General features: G+C 43.2%; 15 protein-coding genes. 9 read left to right on the top strand and 6 right to left on the bottom strand.

The window, feature by feature from the left end; translation table 11 throughout:
- Nucleotides 1–14 precede the first annotated feature (14 nt).
- The gene (locus tag ACE38W_RS19260) at nucleotides 15–872 is read left to right on the top strand and encodes an SdiA-regulated domain-containing protein (RefSeq protein WP_375833403.1); all 858 of its coding nucleotides are present in this window, start codon (nucleotides 15–17) and stop codon (nucleotides 870–872) included.
- Nucleotides 869–4,519: a BamA/TamA family outer membrane protein gene (locus ACE38W_RS19255; protein ID WP_375833401.1), complete on the top strand. Its 3,651-nt coding sequence runs from the start codon at nucleotides 869–871 to the stop codon at nucleotides 4,517–4,519. The genes ACE38W_RS19260 and ACE38W_RS19255 overlap by 4 nt, the downstream gene beginning before the upstream one ends.
- On the opposite strand, the gene ACE38W_RS19250 is transcribed toward ACE38W_RS19255, so the two are convergent.
- From ACE38W_RS19250 to ACE38W_RS19230, 5 genes are all read right to left on the bottom strand, one after another.
- The gene (locus ACE38W_RS19250; protein WP_375833398.1) at nucleotides 4,509–6,857 is read right to left on the bottom strand and encodes a GAF domain-containing protein; all 2,349 of its coding nucleotides are present in this window, start codon (nucleotides 6,855–6,857) and stop codon (nucleotides 4,509–4,511) included. The genes ACE38W_RS19255 and ACE38W_RS19250 overlap by 11 nt on opposite strands.
- A gap of 192 nt (nucleotides 6,858–7,049) precedes the next feature.
- Nucleotides 7,050–8,273: a diaminopimelate decarboxylase gene (lysA, locus tag ACE38W_RS19245; RefSeq protein WP_375833395.1), complete on the bottom strand. Its 1,224-nt coding sequence runs from the start codon at nucleotides 8,271–8,273 to the stop codon at nucleotides 7,050–7,052.
- Between the two features lie 132 nt (nucleotides 8,274–8,405).
- Complete coding sequence (locus ACE38W_RS19240; RefSeq protein WP_375833392.1) at nucleotides 8,406–8,804, bottom strand: RNA-binding S4 domain-containing protein; 399 nt, start codon at nucleotides 8,802–8,804, stop codon at nucleotides 8,406–8,408.
- A 72-nt stretch (nucleotides 8,805–8,876) separates the two neighbouring features.
- Complete coding sequence (locus tag ACE38W_RS19235) at nucleotides 8,877–10,247, bottom strand: dipeptidase (RefSeq protein ID WP_375833389.1); 1,371 nt, start codon at nucleotides 10,245–10,247, stop codon at nucleotides 8,877–8,879.
- Nucleotides 10,248–10,559: 312 nt separating this feature from the next.
- Entirely contained in the window at nucleotides 10,560–11,024 is a 465-nt protein-coding gene (locus tag ACE38W_RS19230) for a response regulator (RefSeq protein WP_375833386.1), read from the bottom strand.
- 392 nt (nucleotides 11,025–11,416) lie between these two features.
- On the opposite strand from ACE38W_RS19230, the gene ACE38W_RS19225 reads away from it, so the two are divergent.
- The 4 genes from ACE38W_RS19225 to ACE38W_RS19210 all read left to right on the top strand — a co-directional run bounded on the left by ACE38W_RS19225 (nucleotide 11,417) and on the right by ACE38W_RS19210 (nucleotide 14,288).
- Nucleotides 11,417–11,995, top strand: a complete 579-nt coding sequence (locus ACE38W_RS19225; RefSeq protein WP_375833384.1) for a LemA family protein — start codon at nucleotides 11,417–11,419, stop codon at nucleotides 11,993–11,995.
- Nucleotides 11,996–12,070: 75 nt separating this feature from the next.
- On the top strand, nucleotides 12,071–12,526 hold the full coding sequence (locus tag ACE38W_RS19220; RefSeq protein ID WP_375833381.1) for a TPM domain-containing protein: 456 nt from the start codon (nucleotides 12,071–12,073) through the stop codon (nucleotides 12,524–12,526).
- Nucleotides 12,527–12,564: 38 nt separating this feature from the next.
- Entirely contained in the window at nucleotides 12,565–13,350 is a 786-nt protein-coding gene (locus ACE38W_RS19215) for a TPM domain-containing protein (RefSeq protein ID WP_375833378.1), read from the top strand.
- Between the two features lie 20 nt (nucleotides 13,351–13,370).
- Nucleotides 13,371–14,288 carry a hypothetical protein gene (locus ACE38W_RS19210; protein WP_375833376.1) on the top strand — a complete coding sequence of 306 codons (918 nt, stop codon included), beginning with the start codon at nucleotides 13,371–13,373 and terminating at the stop codon, nucleotides 14,286–14,288.
- A 101-nt stretch (nucleotides 14,289–14,389) separates the two neighbouring features.
- On the opposite strand, the gene ACE38W_RS19205 is transcribed toward ACE38W_RS19210, so the two are convergent.
- Entirely contained in the window at nucleotides 14,390–16,921 is a 2,532-nt protein-coding gene (locus tag ACE38W_RS19205) for a M1 family aminopeptidase (protein WP_375833373.1), read from the bottom strand.
- A 131-nt stretch (nucleotides 16,922–17,052) separates the two neighbouring features.
- Between ACE38W_RS19205 and ACE38W_RS19200 the strand changes: the two genes are divergently transcribed.
- The 3 genes from ACE38W_RS19200 to truA all read left to right on the top strand — a co-directional run bounded on the left by ACE38W_RS19200 (nucleotide 17,053) and on the right by truA (nucleotide 19,998).
- Nucleotides 17,053–17,550: a biotin/lipoyl-containing protein gene (locus ACE38W_RS19200; RefSeq protein WP_375833370.1), complete on the top strand. Its 498-nt coding sequence runs from the start codon at nucleotides 17,053–17,055 to the stop codon at nucleotides 17,548–17,550.
- 36 nt (nucleotides 17,551–17,586) lie between these two features.
- On the top strand, nucleotides 17,587–19,158 hold the full coding sequence (locus ACE38W_RS19195; RefSeq protein ID WP_375833367.1) for a DUF4476 domain-containing protein: 1,572 nt from the start codon (nucleotides 17,587–17,589) through the stop codon (nucleotides 19,156–19,158).
- An 84-nt stretch (nucleotides 19,159–19,242) separates the two neighbouring features.
- Entirely contained in the window at nucleotides 19,243–19,998 is a 756-nt protein-coding gene (truA, locus tag ACE38W_RS19190; protein ID WP_375833364.1) for a tRNA pseudouridine(38-40) synthase TruA, read from the top strand.
- Nucleotides 19,999–20,600 lie beyond the last annotated feature (602 nt).

Genomic DNA, 20,600 nt, shown 5'->3' with positions numbered 1-20,600 from the left:
TATAATATATCACTATGGATCGCCGATTCCTTCCATTGTTGCTGATTTTTCTGCTATCATGTAACTATTTTGCCGACAGGGAAGAAAGAATATACTCTTCGCCTGCCGGTTACGACCTGGCAGCCCCTGTGAGGTACCGTGTCAGAGAATCTATGCAGGAAATTTCCGGAATAGTACTACACCCCGATGAACACAATATTATCGCCATCAACGATGAGGAAGGCTACATTTACCAGATCGATGTAGACGCTACCAAGGCCTATCCCAAATGGAAATTTGGTAAAAGTGGAGATTATGAAGATATCTGCCGAACAGATAGCGGCTGGTTTGTGTTGAAGAGTAATGGAAGTCTATATCGGATTAATGGGTTATTTACAAAGGACTCTATTACTACTGTTCACTATAAGCTCGGGAAAAAGGAAGGCAAGCAGGAATTTGAAGCTACTTACTACGACAAAACAAAAAACAGCATCTTTATGATATGTAAGAATTGTGAAGATGACAAAAAGCAAGGTGTCACCAGCGCTTTCCAGTTCCACCTGGACAAAATGGAATTCGACGCTGTTCCTGCCTATCAATTCAGTGCACCTGAAATAGCAAAACTGGCGGGCATCGATATGCGCTTCTTTAAACCTAGTGCAGCAGCTATTCATCCACTGGAACACCGCCTATATATAATGGCTTCCGTTAACCAGCTTCTGGTAATCGCCGATTTGGAAGGACATGTGCAAGAAGCACATAACCTGCGCCACCGGCTCTTCCGACAGCCAGAAGGCATCGCCTTTGCCAATAATGGAGACATGTACATCTCTAATGAAGGCGGCTACGATGGTGTAGCCAATATTCTCAAATTTACCTACCATAAAAAATGAAACTGAAATATACATTTAGCATCATCTTCTCCTTACTGTCCGCCACCCTGTTTGCACAAGACGATCAGGTGAAACAACGCTTTATCCTCATCGGCGATGCCGGCGAACTCCACGCCAACGGCCATAACTCCGTTGTAGATGCAGTAAGGTCTAAGTATAATATGCAGGATAGCCGTAACACTGTACTGTTCCTCGGAGATAACGTGTACCCATTAGGGTTACCCGATTCTCTCAACAAAAAATATCCAACAGCAAAACAAATCCTTGACTACCAGATAGACCTCGTGAAAGGCACTGGCTCCAGAGGATTTATCATTCCTGGTAACCACGACTGGCAAAAAAGCAAACCAGACGGATGGCAGCAAATAGTTAACCAGCAACGTTATGTAGATTCCTTACATCTGCCTAATGTTACTTTTTTCCCTAAAGATGGCTGTCCTGGCCCGGTAGCGGTTAATATCTCCGATGATGTTACACTTATTATCATGGACAGCGAATGGTGGGTGTTCCCGTACGAAAAGCCAGGTGTGGAATCTGATTGCGAGTGTAAAACCCGTGATGAAGTATTAGTGAAGATATCAGAGCTGGTGGCCCTCAACAAGAATAAACTTATCGTATTTGCAACGCATCACCCTTTCCGTAGCCACGGTCCGCATGGTGGTTATTACACCATCAAGCAACATATCTTTCCGCTTACAGACCTGAAACCTTGGCTGTACGTGCCCTTGCCAGTGATCGGCTCCATCTATCCGCTCACCAGAGGCGTCTTTGGTACACCGGAAGATCTACCTAATCCTAAATACCAGGAAATGGTTAAAGGTGTGGAAGCTGCTATGAAACAACATGGCCCTGTTGTTTTCGTTTCCGGCCATGATCACACCTTACAGCTGATAAAAGATAACGGTAACGACTATATAGTAAGCGGTAGCGGCGCTAAAAATAACCGCGTGAAGAAAGGAAAGAATTCACTGTATGCCACTTGTGATAATGGTTTCAGCGTATTAGAAGTATTACAGGATAGCTCTGTACATGTAAAATATTTCCTTGCCTCCGATCTGAGCAAACCTTCTTTCGAAGATACATTACTGCATTTCTCTGACTTCCGTAGGCTGGGCCTCACTTTCCAGCAACCAACCTCTTTGCCTAAAGAAGTGACGATGCCGGCTGATTCTACTTACAATGATGTAGGAAGATTCCATAAATGGCTGTTAGGAAAGAACTACCGCGATGTATGGGCCGCCCCTGTTAGCTTTCCGGTGCTGGACCTCAGAACCGCAAAAGGGGGACTCAAAATAATTCAAAGAGGCGGTGGTATGCAAACCCGCTCTCTTCGCCTGGAAGATAGTACTGGCACTGAATACGCCATACGATCTCTTAAGAAATATCCGCTGGCAGCTATTCCGCCATTATTAAGAGAAACGATCGCCAGAGAAGTAGTACAAGACCAGATCTCAGCAGCGAACCCTTATGCGCCGCTAGCAGTAAGCATCCTGGCGGAAGCGGCTAAAGTACCGCATACACATCCTAGTTTCGTATTCCTGCCTAAAGATACTATACTCGGCATCTATGCAAATGACTTCGGTAATGATGTCTATCTAATGGAAGAGAGAGAACCTAAAACCGGTGATAAAGACAAAACATACAATACACCCAAAGTTGTCGCTAAGGTATTGGGAGATAATGATAATGTGATAGACCAGAAAGCTGTGCTGAGAGCGCGTGTCTTCGATACTTACATCGGTGATTATGATCGTCATGACGACCAATGGAGATGGTATAGGGAGAGACATAAAGGCGTAGATTATTTCTATCCGATTCCTCGCGACCGCGATCAGTCTTTCTTTATTAACACAGGCTTCCTCCCGCGCATTGTGGCCAAACCATCATTCATGCCGCAGTTTTATGGCTTCAGAAAAAATACGCCAGCCATCGGCCCATGGAACTTTTCCACCCGATTCTTTGACCGCTCTTTCCTCAATGGTTTAGATAAAGATGATTGGAAAAAGCAAACACGTAAGCTCGTTGAAAGAATGACTGATAGCGTGTTGGAGGCAGCTGCATCTGCATTCCCGGATACAGTCAATCATCTCGTAAATCCTTATATGCTCAATACACTAAAGGAGCGTCGTAAATATATGGACGACATCATGATGCGGTATTACCGCTTCCTGGCTAAAAGGGTAGATGTGCCGGCAACACAGAAAAATGAACTCATTAAACTCGATAAAAAAGATAATGGAGGCGTCTCCCTGGATATCTATAAAATCAGCAAGAAAAACGAAGTCCAACAAAATATCTACAGCAGGACCTTCGATCCAAAAGAAACAAAAGAGTTGAATATATACGGTCTCGGAGGAAAAGACCGCTGGGAAATTACCGGCGCTAAAAAGACACCTATACGAATCCGTCTGATTGGTGGCGCCGATACAGATACCTATATCGATAGCTCCAATGCTGATGGAGGCAAACGTATACGCATATACGATCAGAAAACCGGCAACGATACCTTCAACGTAAAAGGACAGGAGGCATTAAGACTTTCCAATGATCCGGAAAATATCACCTATGTCAGGAACTTCTTTAAATACGATAAGTTACTCCCTTTGCTGGCAATAGGTTTTAATAAAGATGATGGTATTTTACTGGGACTTGGTGGGCAATATCTTAAACATGGATTCAGAAAGGAACCTTTCGCTTCCCGGCAGACATTCTCCGCCACTCACGCATTATCTACCCGTGCCTGGAACTTCCGCTATGAAGGCATCTTTACAGATGTCATTGGCAAAACGGATCTCATCGCCCGCGCCACAGCTAAAGCGCCTAACAATACCATTAACTTCTTTGGCTACGGCAACGAAACCATTTTTGATAAATCCAAACCCGGAAAGATCAGCTACTACCGCGCCAGGTTTAATCTATATAGCGCTGAACTGCTGCTGAAAACCGATTTCGGACCTAAATTAAATATCTCTTATGGCCCTGTTGGCGGTTATTACGCCTTCAATAAAGGAGAAAACAATGGCCGCTTTATTACCAACTGGGCCGAAAATGGACTTGATTCTGCCAATACCTATGCAAACAAAGGCTATATAGGGGGAAAGGTAGTCCTGCAGCTGGATACACGTAATAATAAACTGATCGCCACACGTGGCGTATTGTGGACAACCACCTTCACTGGCCTCGGTGGACTCAATAGTGCCAGCAATAATCTTGGAACATTCAATACTGATCTGAGTATCTATCTCAGCTTCAATAATCCGGATAGGTTTGTGCTGGTGAGCCGTTTCGGAGGTGGAAAGGTTTGGGGTAATTTTGATTACTTCCAGGCTTATACAGTAGGCGGTGTGCAAAACCTTCGTGGCTACCGCAACTTCCGTTTTGCAGGAGAAGCCGGCGCCTATAATAACATGGAAGTACGCTTGAAACTCTTTGATGTGAAAACTTATTTGCTGCCAGCCAGCGTAGGTTTGCTGGTGTTTAATGATGTGGGGCGTGTTTGGTCTTCAAACGAAACATCGCATGTATGGCATGATGGCTATGGCGGAGGTATCTACCTGGCTCCTGTCAATGCACTGATCATTACAGCGGTGGTAGGGCATTCCAAAGAGGAAACCCTACCGTACTTTACTTTAGGCTTTAGATTTTAGTATCTATCGGTAAGCCTTCTAAATTAACCTTTACCCGGAGAGCTTTCAGGCCACTAACGCCCTGAAGCTCTTCGAGGTCAAGCATCTCCAGCTCAGGTAATAATATATTCTTACTCTGCAGGAAGCTGATATATTTTTTATACTCTTCCATCTCCCTCACATTAGAATAAACAATTGCGATCATTCCTGGCTGTGTAAGCCTTTCCCCTGAATCCTTTACATGCACTTTGTCTATCCGTTTCTTGATGATCTCATAACGAATATTATAAGCGCCTTCCACATCAAATCTGCGCTCATCATTACGAAAACTGATGGTGATAGGAGCGCTGTGCATCAATATCATCTGTGTTGTCTGTAATGGTATCTTCAGATCAGGAATCATTTTATGCGTGATCCTGGCAATGTTAGCCATCGATGAAAGCTGCCACAGTCGCAGGTTACGCAGGTATAAGTTGTCAAATTTTTTATCTTGGGCAATAGATTGGCCAATGTAAATCGTGTACTCCACACCGTCAGTCCTGTACTTCTCGAAGTAACATGGGAACGACTGCTGTATATACTGACGCTCTTTTTCCAGATATTTATTGATGGCGCTGTTTACTCTCGCCAGGCTTTCTTCGTACTCTCTTCTATGATGATAAACATGCCCTTCACGTTGGTCTACGTAGGAATAATAATGCTGCAGCACCGGAGTAAGCGCTTCATTATTACTACAGAGATGTTCCAGCACAGGCTGAATTTCCTGGTCAATGAACTCATTGATTTTAGCTTCTTCTCCTGCCAGTAATGTATTGTGAAGATGGTCCAGTATATCTTTTGTTTTGAACTGCAGCTCTTCCAGTAAAGGCAGATGAATAGCATTTGATACCTTTTGTAAGGTGTCGTTGATCAGCTGGAGCTGCTCTTCCAGGTCTTCACGAATGGCATTGCCCTGTTCAATAGAAGAGTTCCGGATATCCACTGCACCAAACAAAGGATATACTTCTTCAAAGCCGATATTGCCAATGTCTTTTCGTTCAGCCTCCGGCGTTAGCAGGTACTTCCAGGCTGCATCGGTAAACTTCCACTCCACAGAAGGTTGTAGGGCCGTGAACTGGTCTTTGATCACTTCATTGATACGGCCTTCCAGTATGTTGATACTCCTGTTCAACATCAGTACCAGCAATGGGAATATGCCTTGTAGCTGCCACAGTGGGCGTTCAGACAATGCATTCGGACGAGATGCTGCCAGTTCCAATACCCCCAACAGTTCTTTTTTATGTATGATAGGGAAGAGGATAAAGCTCCTGATTTTTTTTATGGAGAGATATTTCAGGAATGGATAACTGGCGATAGTCTCCTCCGTTACTTCCGGAATGATCAGCGGCTCGGGACGTTTCTGCAGAAAGTCCAGCATCTGCTGGAAGAATAATTGCTGCTGCTTTTTATTGCCGATGCCCAACACCGGATCAGAAGTGGTAAACTGTTCCTCCAATACAGGCTTGCCATTCACTTTAGGAAAGGGAACCATATGCGCCGTGATATCAAAAATCCCAAGAATAGTAGGGATCATGCGCTCTAATGAACGATAGCTCTCAATTTCATTGGTGCTGTTCATATTCATGACCAGCCCTTTGATGGTATTCACTGCCTCAGACTGCGTTACATCTTCTATCGTCCAGATGGCAAAGCCCTCCAGTGCGAAATTCTCCAACGGCAGTATTGTTTCCAGTGTATCCACAGACATCTGCCTGGTGCAAAACTGGTTGTAGTCCAGTTTGGGCAGCTTTCCTTTTACACGCACGTCCACAAAACGAGCGTCAATATTCACTTTCACCTGCTTGCGTAATCCATCTGGCGTATCTATTGTGTGAATGATATCATTCGCATAACCAATAGGGAAATGATAATGTCTGTCAAGAATTAGTTTATATAACCAGATCTTCTTGTCGCGCTTCACACGTGAAATAGAAATGCCATGAGGCACCGTCGACAGGAAATCATTCTCCCCTGTAAACAGCTGTTTGAACATCTCTGAATAATAAAATACGGAAAACTTATACGGTATGCTGATACCATAGATATCTTTTTTTGTATCCACGGTCACAGGGAAGATCGCCGCAATCACCAGATCGAGGTAACTACGGTATTCATCCATATTCATTTCGTCAGGAATCGGCCCCAGTAACTCAGGTTTGTCCTGGAATTTGTCAAGTATATATTGATAAAAAACGGTGCGGCCGTCTTTCTCATGTTCCACTTTGTTTTGTAAAAAGCGCAAAAATGGGGCAAACGACACGTTTGACTGAATCACTTTATCATCATTAAACAGATCCTGGTGCGCAGTTAAAATTTTCATATTAATAATTATTCTGAATCAACACGGATTCATATGAATAAAAGCTTCAAACAAATAACAGTTGAATACAGTGAAGGTTATACAGGCGGGCGGATAGTATAGAAGACGAATAAGGCGGGGCAATATTGTATGAAAAAGATCGTAAGCAGTTATCCTGACACACGCATGATAACCGCTTACGATCGTATTATCTTAAGCCAGCTCGATCTGGTTTTTCAGCAGATCTTCCAGCGTATCTCTTCTGCGGATCAGCTGAGGAACGCCATCTTTTACCAGTACTTCTGCTGGTTTCAGGCGAGAGTTGAAGTTGGAAGACATCTCAAAGCCATAGGCACCGGCATTATAGAATACCAGAAAATCTCCCTCTTTTACTTCATTGATCTTTCTGTCCCAACCAAAAGTATCCGTTTCGCAAATATTACCCACCACAGTGTAAATTCTCTCAGTACCTTTTGGATTAGAGATATTTTTTATGAGATGGAAAGAATCGTAGAACATTGGACGGATCAGGTGATTAAAGCCCGAGTTTACACCAACGAATACGGTAGCGGTCGTTTGCTTAATTACGTTCGCTTTTACCACGAAATAACCTGCCTGGCTCACCAGGAATTTTCCTGGCTCAAACCACAGCTGCAGCGGACGCTCATATTTAGCAGAGAACTTATTGAAAGCATCTGTCAGTTTTTTACCGAGCAGATCAATATCAGTTTCAGGATCTCCTGGTTGGTAAGCCACCTTAAAGCCACTACCAAAATCTAAAGATTCCAGGTCAGGGAAATTAGCAGTCATTTCAAACATGATTTCCACACCACGCAGGAATACATCTACGTCTTTGATTTCAGAACCAGTATGCATATGCAAACCAGTTACCTTCAGTTTGGTAGATTTAACAATGCGCTCAATATGGCGCAGTTGGTGAATGGAAATACCAAACTTGCTGTCTACGTGACCGGTAGAAATCTTAAAGTTACCACCAGCCATGATATGTGGATTCAGACGGATACAAATAGGATAGCTGTCTCCAAATTTGTTACCGAACTGTTCCAGGATAGAAATATTATCAATATTGATATTCACACCCAGGTCTTTCGCTGCTATAATCTCTTGAAGGTCAACACAATTAGGTGTGAAAATGATGCGTTTAGGATCGAAACCTGCCTTCAGACCCAGTTGTACTTCCTGGATAGAAACAGTGTCCAAACCACATCCCAGAGAGTTGATATACTTCAGGATGTTGATATTGGTCAGTGCCTTACAAGCATAAAAGAAACGGGTGTCAGACTTATGAAAAGCCTTCTGAAGCTTTTCGTACTGCGTTTTGATCTTTTCTGCATGGTAGATATAAACGGGGGTACCAAATTCTTCTGCGATTTTCACCAGAAAATCGGTGCTGAGAACGTCACTTGTTTTAGGCATTTTGATCCTTTGATTTAGAAATTAGTTGGCAAAATTACTACGCAAATACGAGATTTTTATTTTTTCTCGTAACTACTAAGCAGAGATATGGGAATTCAATGGCAGAGGGGCAACAGAAAGGCATTTGATGGGTTATTCTTCATCGCTTTCCATAAAGCCATCCAGCGTACGGCGGTTCTTTTTGGTAGGCCGCCCAATCTTACTCTGACGCTTACCCGTCTGAAACACACTCGCCTCAAATTTAGGTGCCAGCTTATCTTCCTCTGGTGTTGTATCTACATAAAATTTAATGGCTTCACTATAGGCCACTCTATTAGAAATAAGCCCAACTACTTCTATTACCCATTTGCGGGCTTCTGTCTTGATCTCAAATTTATCGCCAACAGATACCGGTTTTGCAGCCTTTACGGTACCACCATTCATCTTTACTTTACCGCCGTCACATGCATCTGCAGCCTGGCTGCGGGTTTTGAACACCCTGATCGCCCATAGGTACTTATCTACTCTTAATTTCTCGTTTGTCGTACTCATACTGTGAAGTTAAAAAAAATGGTTCGATCAGCCGTAGGCCGATCGAACCATTTTAATAAAATATCGATAGCACTACTTGCTTAATTCCGCAAAATACTTGTGGAAGTAAGGAATAGTCTCAATTCCTTTGTAATAGTTAGCTAAACCATACTTCTCATTTGGTGAGTGCAGGTTGTCGCTGTCCAGACCAAAGCCCATCAATACAGTTTTCAGTCCGAGTACTGATTCAAACAGCGCTACGATAGGAATACTACCGCCACCACGTACAGGGATTGGTTCTTTACCAAATGTATCACTGATTGCTTGCTGTGCTGCTTTAAAGGCAACAGAATCCGTTGGTGTTACATACGGGCTACCACCATGATGTTTGGTCACTTTTACGGTCACACTCTTAGGTGCAATTGCCTCGAAATGTTTGGTAAACAGATCAGAGATCTCATGCCAATCCTGATCAGGAACCAGGCGCATAGAGATTTTTGCAAATGCTTTAGAAGGTAATACTGTTTTAGAACCTTCGCCGGTATAACCACCCCAGATACCGTTTACTTCCAATGTAGGACGGATGCCGGTTCTTTCAATAGTGCTATAGCCTTTTTCGCCCCAAACATCGTTGATGCCCAGGTCTTGCTTATATTCTTCCTCATCAAAAGGAGCAGCATTCAGTGCAGCTCTTTCTTCAGCGGTCAGTTCTTGTACTTTATCGTAGAAACCTGGAATGGTGATATGATTGTTTTCGTCGTGCAGACTGGCAATCATTTTAGCAAGGATGGTAGCAGGATTAGCTACTGCGCCACCATAAACGCCAGAGTGAAGATCGCGGTTAGGGCCGGTTACTTCTACTTCCATGTAAGCCAGGCCACGTAAGCCGGTATCAATAGAAGGATTTTCCAGGCTGATCATTGAAGTATCTGAAATCAACACTACATCTGCTTTCAGGCGCTCTTTATTTTCTTTCAGGAAGATACCCAGGTTTGCAGAACCAACTTCTTCTTCACCCTCAATCATAAATTTGATATTGCAAGGGATGGTGTTGGTTTTGTTCATGGTTTCAAATGCCTTCACGTGCATATAGAACTGACCTTTATCATCCGCACTTCCGCGCGCATAGATATTGCCGTCTTTGATCACTGGTTCAAATGGACCGCTATGCCAAAGCTCCAGCGGATCAGCAGGTTGAACGTCGTAGTGTCCGTAAACCAGTACTGTAGGCAGAGATGGATCAATTATTTTTTCACCGTATACGATAGGATGACCAGCTGTCGGACATACTTCTACTTTATCAGCACCAGCTTCAATGAGGCGTTGTTTAACCGCTTCAGCGCAACGCTCTGTGTCTTTATTAAAACGAGAATCTGCACTCACCGAAGGAATGCGTAACAGATCCAGCAGTTCTTCCAGGAAACGATCTTTGTTTTGAGCCTGGTAGTCTTTCCAAACTTGCATGATTGATGAAGTTAAGTTTCACAAAGGCTGCAAGTTAAGGATTTTGCTTACTGTGCCATGATGAAAACTTATACACGTAGGTTATTTTCCATTGAATACAATGAAATAGAATTGCCTATATTTTATTTAAATAGATTATTCCTTCATTGTTCGTTAGATAAATGTCCAGGATTATTTTAAGGAGATAAATATTCTGTAATTAACAGGAAGATGTTTAAACCCTTGCCAGGATGTTTGCTATGATCGGAATAGGTAGACTATGAAATACAGGTAGATATTATACAAAATGCCAGAATGACCGATTGACTGCAATTAGGAGATCAGTTTCTGTCTTACAAGGAATTCAAGTTTCTCGTTTACATCTAAAAGTTTGGCGGTCAGTTCTTTATTTTCCTTTCTAAGGGAATACACTTCGAAAGCCTTTTCAATATTGTGTTTCAGCTCTTCTTCGTTCCATGGTTTGGAGAAGTACTTGTAAACCTGCCCCTTGTTGATGGCATCAACGACAGCATTGATATCGGCATAACCAGTAAGCAACATGCGGATCGGTTCAGGGTAACGTTCAAGTATAGACTCAAAAAATTCTATACCTGTCATTTTGGGCATGCGCTGGTCTGAAATAATGATGTGAAATTCCTGCTCTTGCAGCAGCTTTTCTGCCTCTTCGGCAGAAGTAGCCGTGAATATACTATAAAGCCTTCTGAATGAAGCTTTAAAGGCATTCAGGTTATGTATTTCATCATCGATATAGAGTATGTTAATGTGTTGCGCACTCATTTAAAAAGACTTAGACTCAAGTAATTAATAATAAATGAGTTAGAAAACAATGAAACCTTAGAAATCGATTTAGTTACCATTCTGCCCCATTCATCTATTACGATAATTCACCTGAAAATGAGCATTATCGTTGTGTAAAGGTACATATAAACATACTGTTTTAGCGTGAATTTTTCAATCAATGGATGAACTTTTTTTAAAATTTATCGTTTCGGTATGCATTAGTGTTTTAGTGCATTTCTTTCGCTACATTCGTGGACAACGGAAATACTGGCGTTCACCGCCTTATTTATAGTATTTACCGGCGTTTTATACTACTTACACCGGCTACGCTCAAAATAGGAATACGTTTTGATCATTAGCGGGAACTTAAACTTTAAATTCAAACTCAGATGAGAACAGGTATTATTGTACTTATTGTACTTGCACTTTTAGTAATGGTTGGTTGTGGTAAATACAACGGAATGGTACAGGAGGACGAAACTGTAAAGAATAAATGGAATACTGTTCAGAGTGCCTACCAGCGCAGGGCGGATCTTATCCCTAACCTGGTATCTACAGTTAAAGGTGCCGCTAATTTCGAAACCGAAACCCTGACTAAAGTAATGGAAGCCCGCGCAAGCGCCACCCAGATTAAAGTGGATGCTAACGACCTTACTCCTGAAAAAGTACAGCAGTACCAAGCCGCTCAGGGCCAGTTATCACAAGCGCTCGGTAGACTCCTTGCCGTGTCAGAAGCTTACCCTGACCTGAAAGCTAACCAGAACTTCCGCGACCTTCAGGTTCAGCTGGAAGGAACTGAAAACAGAATCAACGTAGCACGTAACGATTTCAACGACGCCGTTGCTTCCTACAACAAAACCATTCGTACTTTCCCGAATAACATCGTTGCAGGTGTTACCGGCTTCAAACAAAAACAAGGTTTCACTGCCGACGCAGCCGCTCAGGAAGCGCCAAAAGTGCAGTTCTAATATTCTTACATCCAGCAATTGAGGAAGTCCCCGCTTAACCTGCGGGGACATCTCTCCGATAAATCCATCCAAATCATGGGGCTTTTACCATTTAAACGAAAGGAAATTTTTTCTGAATCGGAGAAGAATAGGCTCGTGCAGGCAATCCGGGTGGCCGAAAGACTCACTTCCGGAGAAATCAGGTTATTCGTAGAAAGTCATTGTAAATACGTCGATCCCATAGAAAGAGCCAAAGAGGCCTTCTCCTCGCTCGGTATGGAAAAAACGAAACAACGCAATGGCGTTTTGGTATACGTGGCCATAAAAGACAGACAGTTCGCTATCCTGGGTGATCAGGGTATTCATGAAAAAGTAGGTAACGACTTCTGGATAAAAGAAGCTAACCTCATGCTCTCACACTTCCGTGATAGCCACATCATTGAAGGTATCGAAGAATGTATCCGCGAAATCGGTGAATCCCTTCGTACCCACTTCCCACATGAAGCCGACGATGTCAATGAACTGCCAGACGATATCGTCTTCGGCAAATAAATGGCCACCCTTTTCAAACATCTTTAGCTTTGTTACTAATGAGAATATTACGTTGGTTCTTACCAGTAGTATTGCTGCTCTCGGGACTCCTGGCAAATGCGCAAAACATTCCGCCCCGTCCCAACCCGCCAACACTGGTAAATGATTTTGCAGGCGTTTTATTGAGAAATGAAGACGAAGCGCTCGAAAAAAAATTAGTTGCTTACTACGACAGCACCTCCACACAAGTGGCGGTCGTAATTCTCAAGTCTGTCGGAGATTATGATATAAGCCAGGTGTCCCTTAAAATCCTCAGAGACTGGGGAATTGGGACCAAAGGCAAAAACAATGGCGTACTTATTCTTGTTGCTGTAGATGATAGAAAAGTACGTATCGAAACTGGATCCGGTGCGGAAGGTGCCCTCCCAGACGCGCTGGCGAATCAGATAATTTCCAATTCTATCCAGCCTGCCTTCAGGGAAGGCCACTACTATGAAGGACTTGATGATGCTACCAATGATGTCATCAAGGCCATGAAAGGAGAATACAAAGCTGATCCCCGTAAAAGTAAGCCTGGCATAAGTCCTGGTGCACTGTTCCTCCTGATAATGCTGATCGTAATCGTTATCTCCTTTATTAGCAGAGGAGGTGGCGGCAGTGGCGGCGGCGGTCGCGGAACTACCTATAACCGCAGAGGCGGATGGATCTGGCCTGTAATTGGTGGTATGGGTGGATTCGGAAGCGGCGGTGGCGGCGGATGGTCCGGCGGCGGTAGTGGTGGCGGAGGCTTCGGAGGCTTCGGCGGAGGTTCTGGTGGTGGTGGTGGCGCCAGTGGCAGCTGGTAATAAACACAAAAAAAGTTGTTATGTCATACCTGCATGTTTTGAACGGAGACGCAGTGCTTCCTGCCTTTCACCAAAGCAAATTGCCCGGTGAATTCGTAGTATGCAGGGAGGTCCTCTGCGAAGGAAAAGTCAAAAATACCCAAGACCCAGACGTATTCTTCCAAAGCAGGGCCAAACACCTCGAATTTCACTATGGTATTGACAAACAATCATATTATACACAGGTTGTACAGGAACTGGAGAAATTAAAACCCTCCGGTTCCTTACAAGAAATCATCCTCTGGTTCGATAGTGACCTCTTTTGCCAGTTTAACCTGCTTTTCATCATCCACCTCATCAGACAACGATTCAAAGTACTGCCGCTAATCAGTATGGTGGACATTCCCAGACACCCCACTGCTGAAAACTATTTACAACTTTTCGATACCCGCACCACGCTTACTGATACCGACCTCGAAATTGCTGATGATATCTGGGATGCTCTATGCCTCGAAACTCCGCAAGCATTAGAACTTTTCGCTCATCTGAATAACGGGCAGTTCAAACACATGAGCACTGCCATCACTGCCCACCTGGCAAGATTTCCTAACACAGAAAACGGTCTTAGCTCCATACAGGAGTTCTTCCTCAAACGCCTCCAAATGGGTGAATACCGTTGGCAGGACCTTTACAAACTGTTCTGGGATTCAATGCCTGATTATGGTTTCGGCGACTTCCAGCTGGATATTATGACTAATCGTATGATCAAGGTAGGTGTCCTGGAACAAGATGATCAAAAACTAAAAATTACTTCCCTGGGTTTGGAAATACTAGCTAATGAAGAGAATTACCTGGATTATGCTCCAATGGAACATCGTTGGTTAGGTGGAGTCAGACTAAAAACAAGCCCCTGGCGCTGGAATAAAAAGCTGGGTAGACTCGTAGCCATGCAGAAATAAGCGCCACACGCCCAAAGGAATCCTTTGCTGATCATCATCTGCATAAAAAAAGAGGATTGGCAATAGCCAACCCTCCTTCAGTATTTATTCTTTTCAAGTAATTACTTTACCTGTATTTCTTTTGCTTTCTTCAGCATATAAGCTGCCTGTTTGAACAACTCATCACGGTCAGCACCGGTAGACTTACCAGCGTTATCCTTCTTTACATCAGAGATGTTTTCCAGGAAGTTAGCAATATACTTGTTCACAGTTGGATTTTTGAACTGGTCACACATTGCCTGTACCTGGTCCACACCCTTAATCACTGCATCAGTATTATTGATTTTTGATAAGAAGCCCAGATAGTCGAAGGCTGCGTTCAGCTTATCCTGGCCGCCAGTTTCTTCGAATTTCTTAGCTACATATTCCAGATCAGCATTGCTGCCTTTCTTCGCATATACCAGCGTGATAGCATTCACGAGTTTGCCTTTAGAGTCTGCCTGCAGTTGTTTGGCAATGCTATAGGCTTTTTCCATATCCAGTTGGCTCAGCGCTTCTAATGCTGCCCCCTCTACGCCATAAGAACGATCTTTAGTAGCAGCCTCGAATAAAGGAATATAGGATTTATCTTTCAGTCCACCCAAACTCCTGATAGCCGCCGCTTTAGCAATAGCACTAGGATCATTCTTAGCCATATTCACTAATGCAGGAACGGTAGCAGTTTTAACCGCGTCCAGCTCTAGTTTCAGACCCTCTGCTGCCAAAGCTCTCAGACCGAAGTATTTATCTTTCAGTGCAGCCTGTAACACTCTTACTGCATCTGCATTTCCTTGATTATCCAGCGCTTCTTCGATTGCCTCACGGCGATCGAGGTAGTTTGGTGCATTGAAATATTGGAATACATAAGTGCTGAAATCACGGTGGTCATCACGCTTTCCAAGGATCACTTTATCGGCATCCACATTCACCAGGTCTGGTTTAGCCGCAACATTGAACGTAAAGGAATCTGCACGGTTTCTCAAGGTTACATTGTATCTGGTCTTACTGCCACCTGCATATACATCGATAGCCATCGGCACTTCCCACACCTTATCTGCCTTCTGCAGCTGGTTGATCAGCACAGTAACCTTACCAGGTTGGTATTTATAACTGATATCCAGTTCCGGAGAGCCTTTTCCAAAATACCATTCATTAAAGAACCAATTCATATCTCTACCAGTAACTTCTTCAAAGGCCAGACGCAGGTTATGCGCCTCGGCTGATTTGAAGGCATTTGTTTTCAGATAGAGATTCAGTGATTTAAAGAAAGCAGAATCGCCTACTGCATTACGCAGCATATGCAGGATACAACCACCTTTCTGATAGGTGATTTGATCAAACATATCTTCTTTGTCTTTATAATGGAACCTTACCAGGTCAGCATCGCCGGAATACTGTACCATTTGCATATATTGTTTGCCGGCATCCAGCAGATGCTCATCTGCAGCGTCTTTGCCGTACTTATGTTCCAGCCAGAGATATTCGCTGTAATCAGCAAATGATTCGTTGACGGTCAGGTTACTCCAGGATTCTGCAGTTACCAGGTCGCCAAACCAGTGGTGAAACAGCTCGTGGGCAATTACAGTTTCATTGTAGTTGTTGTTGTCCAGCAGCTCTCTGTCGGTTTTCTGCATGAATTCACCGTGCAGAGTGGCAGTGGTGTTTTCCATGGCACCAGAAACGTAATCACGGCCGGTAATCTGGGAGTATTTTACCCAAGGATATTCATATCCAAGGACCTTGCTATAGAAAGTCAGCATTTCTGGAGTATTACCGAAAATGTTCTTAGCATACTTCTCAAAAGGCTTTTCCACATAGTAGTTCACTTCCTTGCCTTTCCAGGTGTCTTTTACAATAGCATATTCACCCACAGCCATCATGAACAGGTATGGTGCATGCGGAAGGTCCATTTTCCAGGTATCTGTTCTGGTGCCATCTGCATTATTTTTCTGGCTAACCAGCTTACCATTGGAAAGTGTTACATATTTCTTTTCCACCGTCATACTGATTTCTTCGGTGGTTTTCTGGTTAGTTTTGTCTATGGTAGGGAACCATGCAGAAGAACTTTCCGTTTCCCCCTGCGTCCATATCTGCGTAGGCTTGTTCGGATCTTTTCCGTCTGGATTGATGAAATAAAGGCCCTTTGCATCAGAGATCGCTGCACTGCCTTTTACTTTCAACTCTTCCGGTTTAGCTGTATAATCAATGTATACTGTGTATTTCTCTTCCGGAGTATATGTTTTAGGAAGATGAATAAATAATTGATTATTATCATATGAGTATTTCAACGGGGCATTTTTCCCGTTTTCCACAATGGCTACTTCTTTGATATCCATTCCTTTAGCATCCAATGTAAGGGAATCGGTATTATAGAAATGTGGTTTCAGTGTAATCCATGCCTTACCATAGAGGTATCTTTTTGCGTAATCGAAGCGTACATCCAGTTTGGTATGTTGCAGGTCATTGATTTTTGTGGCAGATGCCCGGTAGATTTTCAGGAGCGAGTCTTCAGGGTTAACTTTAGCTGACTGCGCATAGGTAGAGTGCCCCGATCCCAGAACGGTGGCGCCACCCAGGAGCAATCCGAATAGTGACAGCTTCAGATGTTGATTCATGTAATTTAGTTTATTGTGAATATCTGCTTTATAGCAAATAAAGCGGCTCAAATTTAAACAAATGGGTCAAATAGCAGCCAAGTGGTTAAAAATGCTATTTTTGTTTTTATTCGGGCCTATAAAACAGCATTATGATTAAAGCAATAGTAAACGGTAAAGCGTCATTTAGCGTAAATAAAGCTCAGACACTGGTATGTAATGATCAGGAAGTTGACTGGTCAGCAGTAAAACTGCCCTCCGGTGACTATAGCATTATCATGGATGGTTTTAGTTATCAAGCCCAGGTTTTAAAGGTAGATAGAGAAGCCAAGACTGTATTATTACAGATAGGGCAGCAGCAACATGAAGTAACCATAGAAGAACCAATAGATCAGCTGCTGGCCGCCATGGGTATTAAAGATGCCATGGCTCGTAAGGTGAATGATATCAAGGCTCCAATGCCAGGACTGATCTTAAAGGTGCTGGTAACCCCGGGGCAAGCCATCAAGAAAGGTGATCCGGTACTGATTCTGGAAGCAATGAAAATGGAGAATGTATTCAAAGCCGCTTCGGATGCAGTAGTAAAAGAAATAAAGGTCGCAGAGCGTACTGCTGTTGAAAAAGGCGAGGTGCTTATCGTACTGGAATAATATTTGTTTAAGAGAGCTTTATTCGATCAAATTAGTATGCATTTAAACTACAGGGCTGTAATACTGGCCTGTTTATGTCTTTTTTTGGGCACCCGATTGGTGGCCCAGAATCAGCAAAACCAGCACTATTACATATATATTCAAAGTGAAAAGGGGCAGCCTTTTTATGTAAAACATAATGGCGACGTCCTTAGCTCTACGGAAAGGGGTTATATCATCCTTCCTAAACTGAGCAACGGTGCGGTGCCTATTACGGTAGGTTTCCCGAAAAATGAAGCGCCGGAACAACATTTCAATATCAAGGTAACTCAGGCAGATCAGGGCTTTTTGCTAAAGAAAGCCACTGCTAATGCGTATGCCCTCTATAATATGCAGACATTCCGTGAGCTGAAATCTGATGCTTTGCTGAAAGCTACCGCAGATGAAGGCAAACAGGAAGTGGAAAAAGCAGAGGAGTCGACCGCTGTAGCAGTAGCTGCACCTGATACTACCAAAGAAATGATGGACAAAATGCAGAACGATCTGCAGACCGCCGTTGGCAACACTGCTGTTGTTACCAATACTGCAACAAAAACACCTAAACCTTCTGGCAACGGTTTTGCATCTGCATTGGATAGAATTGTGGTGAGTGGAGATGATCGCGAAGAAGTGGTAGCTGAAGCTAATAAAAGCGCTGTAAAAGCCAAAGAGGCCAATAAAGCTGATGCTACAGCTGTTATCAAGGAAAAAGTAGAAAGAGCTCCTCTCACAGAGGAAGAAAAAGCCCTCCTGGCCGATGTACTGGCTGAGGAGAGCAGGACTGCCGCTAGTGAAGCTGCTGCAGCTGACGTAGCCAAAGAAACTAACGCGGACGGTAGCACGAAGAAATCAAGACATCATAAGAAGAAAGAAAATGATCCTGAGTTTATAGATTTTCAGGAAGATAAAAATGCTACTGTAGCTCCTGCGGTAACTGCTACGCCGGTAGAAGAAGAAGCACCGAAGAAGAAAAAACGTAAGGAAAGAGAAGATGCTGCTGTTGAAACTGAAGCGCAGGTGGCTGTTCCAGCTCCTGAAGCAGTAGCCGTACCTGTAAGTACAGAAGCGGAGCATACTTCCGGCAGGAAAAAACATAAAAGAGATGATAGTCGTTCTGGTGAGATCGTTACTGACACCAGCGGCTATGGCGTTGCATTGTATGACCAGCCGGCATCAACTTCTGCCAAGAAGAAAAAGAAAAAAGGAGATGACGATGCAGTCGCTGTAAATGACAATGCTGCTGTTGTTGCCGATAAGGGAGCAGATAAGACTTCCAGCACACGCCTAATTAATTCTGATTGTGCTAATGTTATGGATGATGCAACCTTCCGCAAAATGTTGCGCAAGTTTGTGGCAGCCGCTTCAGACGATGGTATGCTGGATGTTTTCCGTAAACAGAGTCGTAACTATTGTATGGAAACGACCCAGATCAAAACATTGGCGCAACTGGTAGTAGGAGAAGATGCCCGTTATCGCTTACTGGATATGGCGTATTCCAAAACATACGATACAGAAAAATATAGTGTATTGGAGTCTGTACTGACAGATAACTATTACAAAGGCAGGTTTAAAGCTATGTTACATAAATAACTATCGTAGTTTAATAGTATTAACAGGGGAGATGTCCGGTGCGGATATCTCCCCTGTTCTTTTTTCGTATTACCTTCGCGCCGTATGAACAGATACTTTATAGAGGTAGGATATAAGGGAGCAGCTTTCAGTGGCTTCCAGGTACAAGAGAATGCCCATACTGTGCAAGCCGAAGTGGATCGCGCGCTCAGCACATTATTCAGAGCGAAAGTTGAAAGTACGGGCTCTAGTCGTACCGATGCTGGTGTAAATGCCAGGCAGAACTTCCTGCATTTCGATACTGATCTGCCGTTACATCCACAGTTTTTATATAAGATCAATGCTATATTACCCGCAGATGTGGTCCTGAACCAGATCTATAGCGTGCCAGCGGAGGCACATAGCAGATTTGACGCAGTGGGACGCTCCTATGAGTATACATTATATACCCATAAGGATCCGTTTATGCAGGACAGAGGTTATTTCTTCCCTTATAACCTGAATATGGATGCCTTGCAGGAAGCAGCGGAGATTATTAAATCATATGAGGATTTCACCACCTTCTCTAAAAGGAATACCCAGGTACATACATATATATGTAAAATAGAAGAGTCTTTATGGAGAAGAGAGGGAGAGCGTATAGTCTATAACGTTACTGCTAACCGTTTCTTGCGTGGAATGGTGCGAGGCCTTGTTGGTACTATGTTGAGAGTGGGTAGGGGAAAGCTTACCATGGCACAGTTCAGGACTGCGATAGAGAGTAAGGATTGTACAAATGCCGATTTTGCAGTGCCTGGGCATGGTTTGTTTTTGATGAAAGTGCATTATCCGGAAGGTTTATTGACGCCATATCCGTTCTGATGTCAAAAAATATTATCAGCTGAAATGCTTTGTAGTAAAGCATTTCAGCTTTTTTATTCAAAATAGTTGCAGAAAAAGTTGGTAGATATTAAAAACCGCTTACCTTTGCAGCCCGCTTTGATAGAAAGCACGGCAAATAAAAGCTCTTCACGACATTGAATTTTCACCTTTTCCTCTGATAGGGCATTAACGCTAACAACCTGTTAGTACTGAGTTTGAAGCCATTGATGATGAAAAATAAAAAATGAAAATTTTTTAAAAAAAATTTGGCGAAAATAAAAAGTTGATTACCTTTGCAACCCCAACGATAACGGGGCGATAAACGAAAAGCAATTGTCGAATTGAAATATTGAAAATGTACGCCGATAGGGCACAGAGATCGGATCTCTTACATTAACAACAGTTACTAAAGAGTAATTGAAAGTTCTTTGAAAGAATGGAAACAACAGCACGAATCAAATTAGTGATAGTTTGATTCAAATAAACACAGGTAATGTTTAAGCTAAACATAATTAAATATCCGATTAATTCTCTGATGAGACATTAGTCAGGTATCAACTTCTTTACAATGGAGAGTTTGATCCTGGCTCAGGATGAACGCT

Source organism: Chitinophaga sp. Hz27 (assembly GCF_042263525.1).
Lineage (GTDB): Bacteria > Bacteroidota > Bacteroidia > Chitinophagales > Chitinophagaceae > Chitinophaga.
This window is presented reverse-complemented; position numbering and strand designations above follow the sequence as displayed.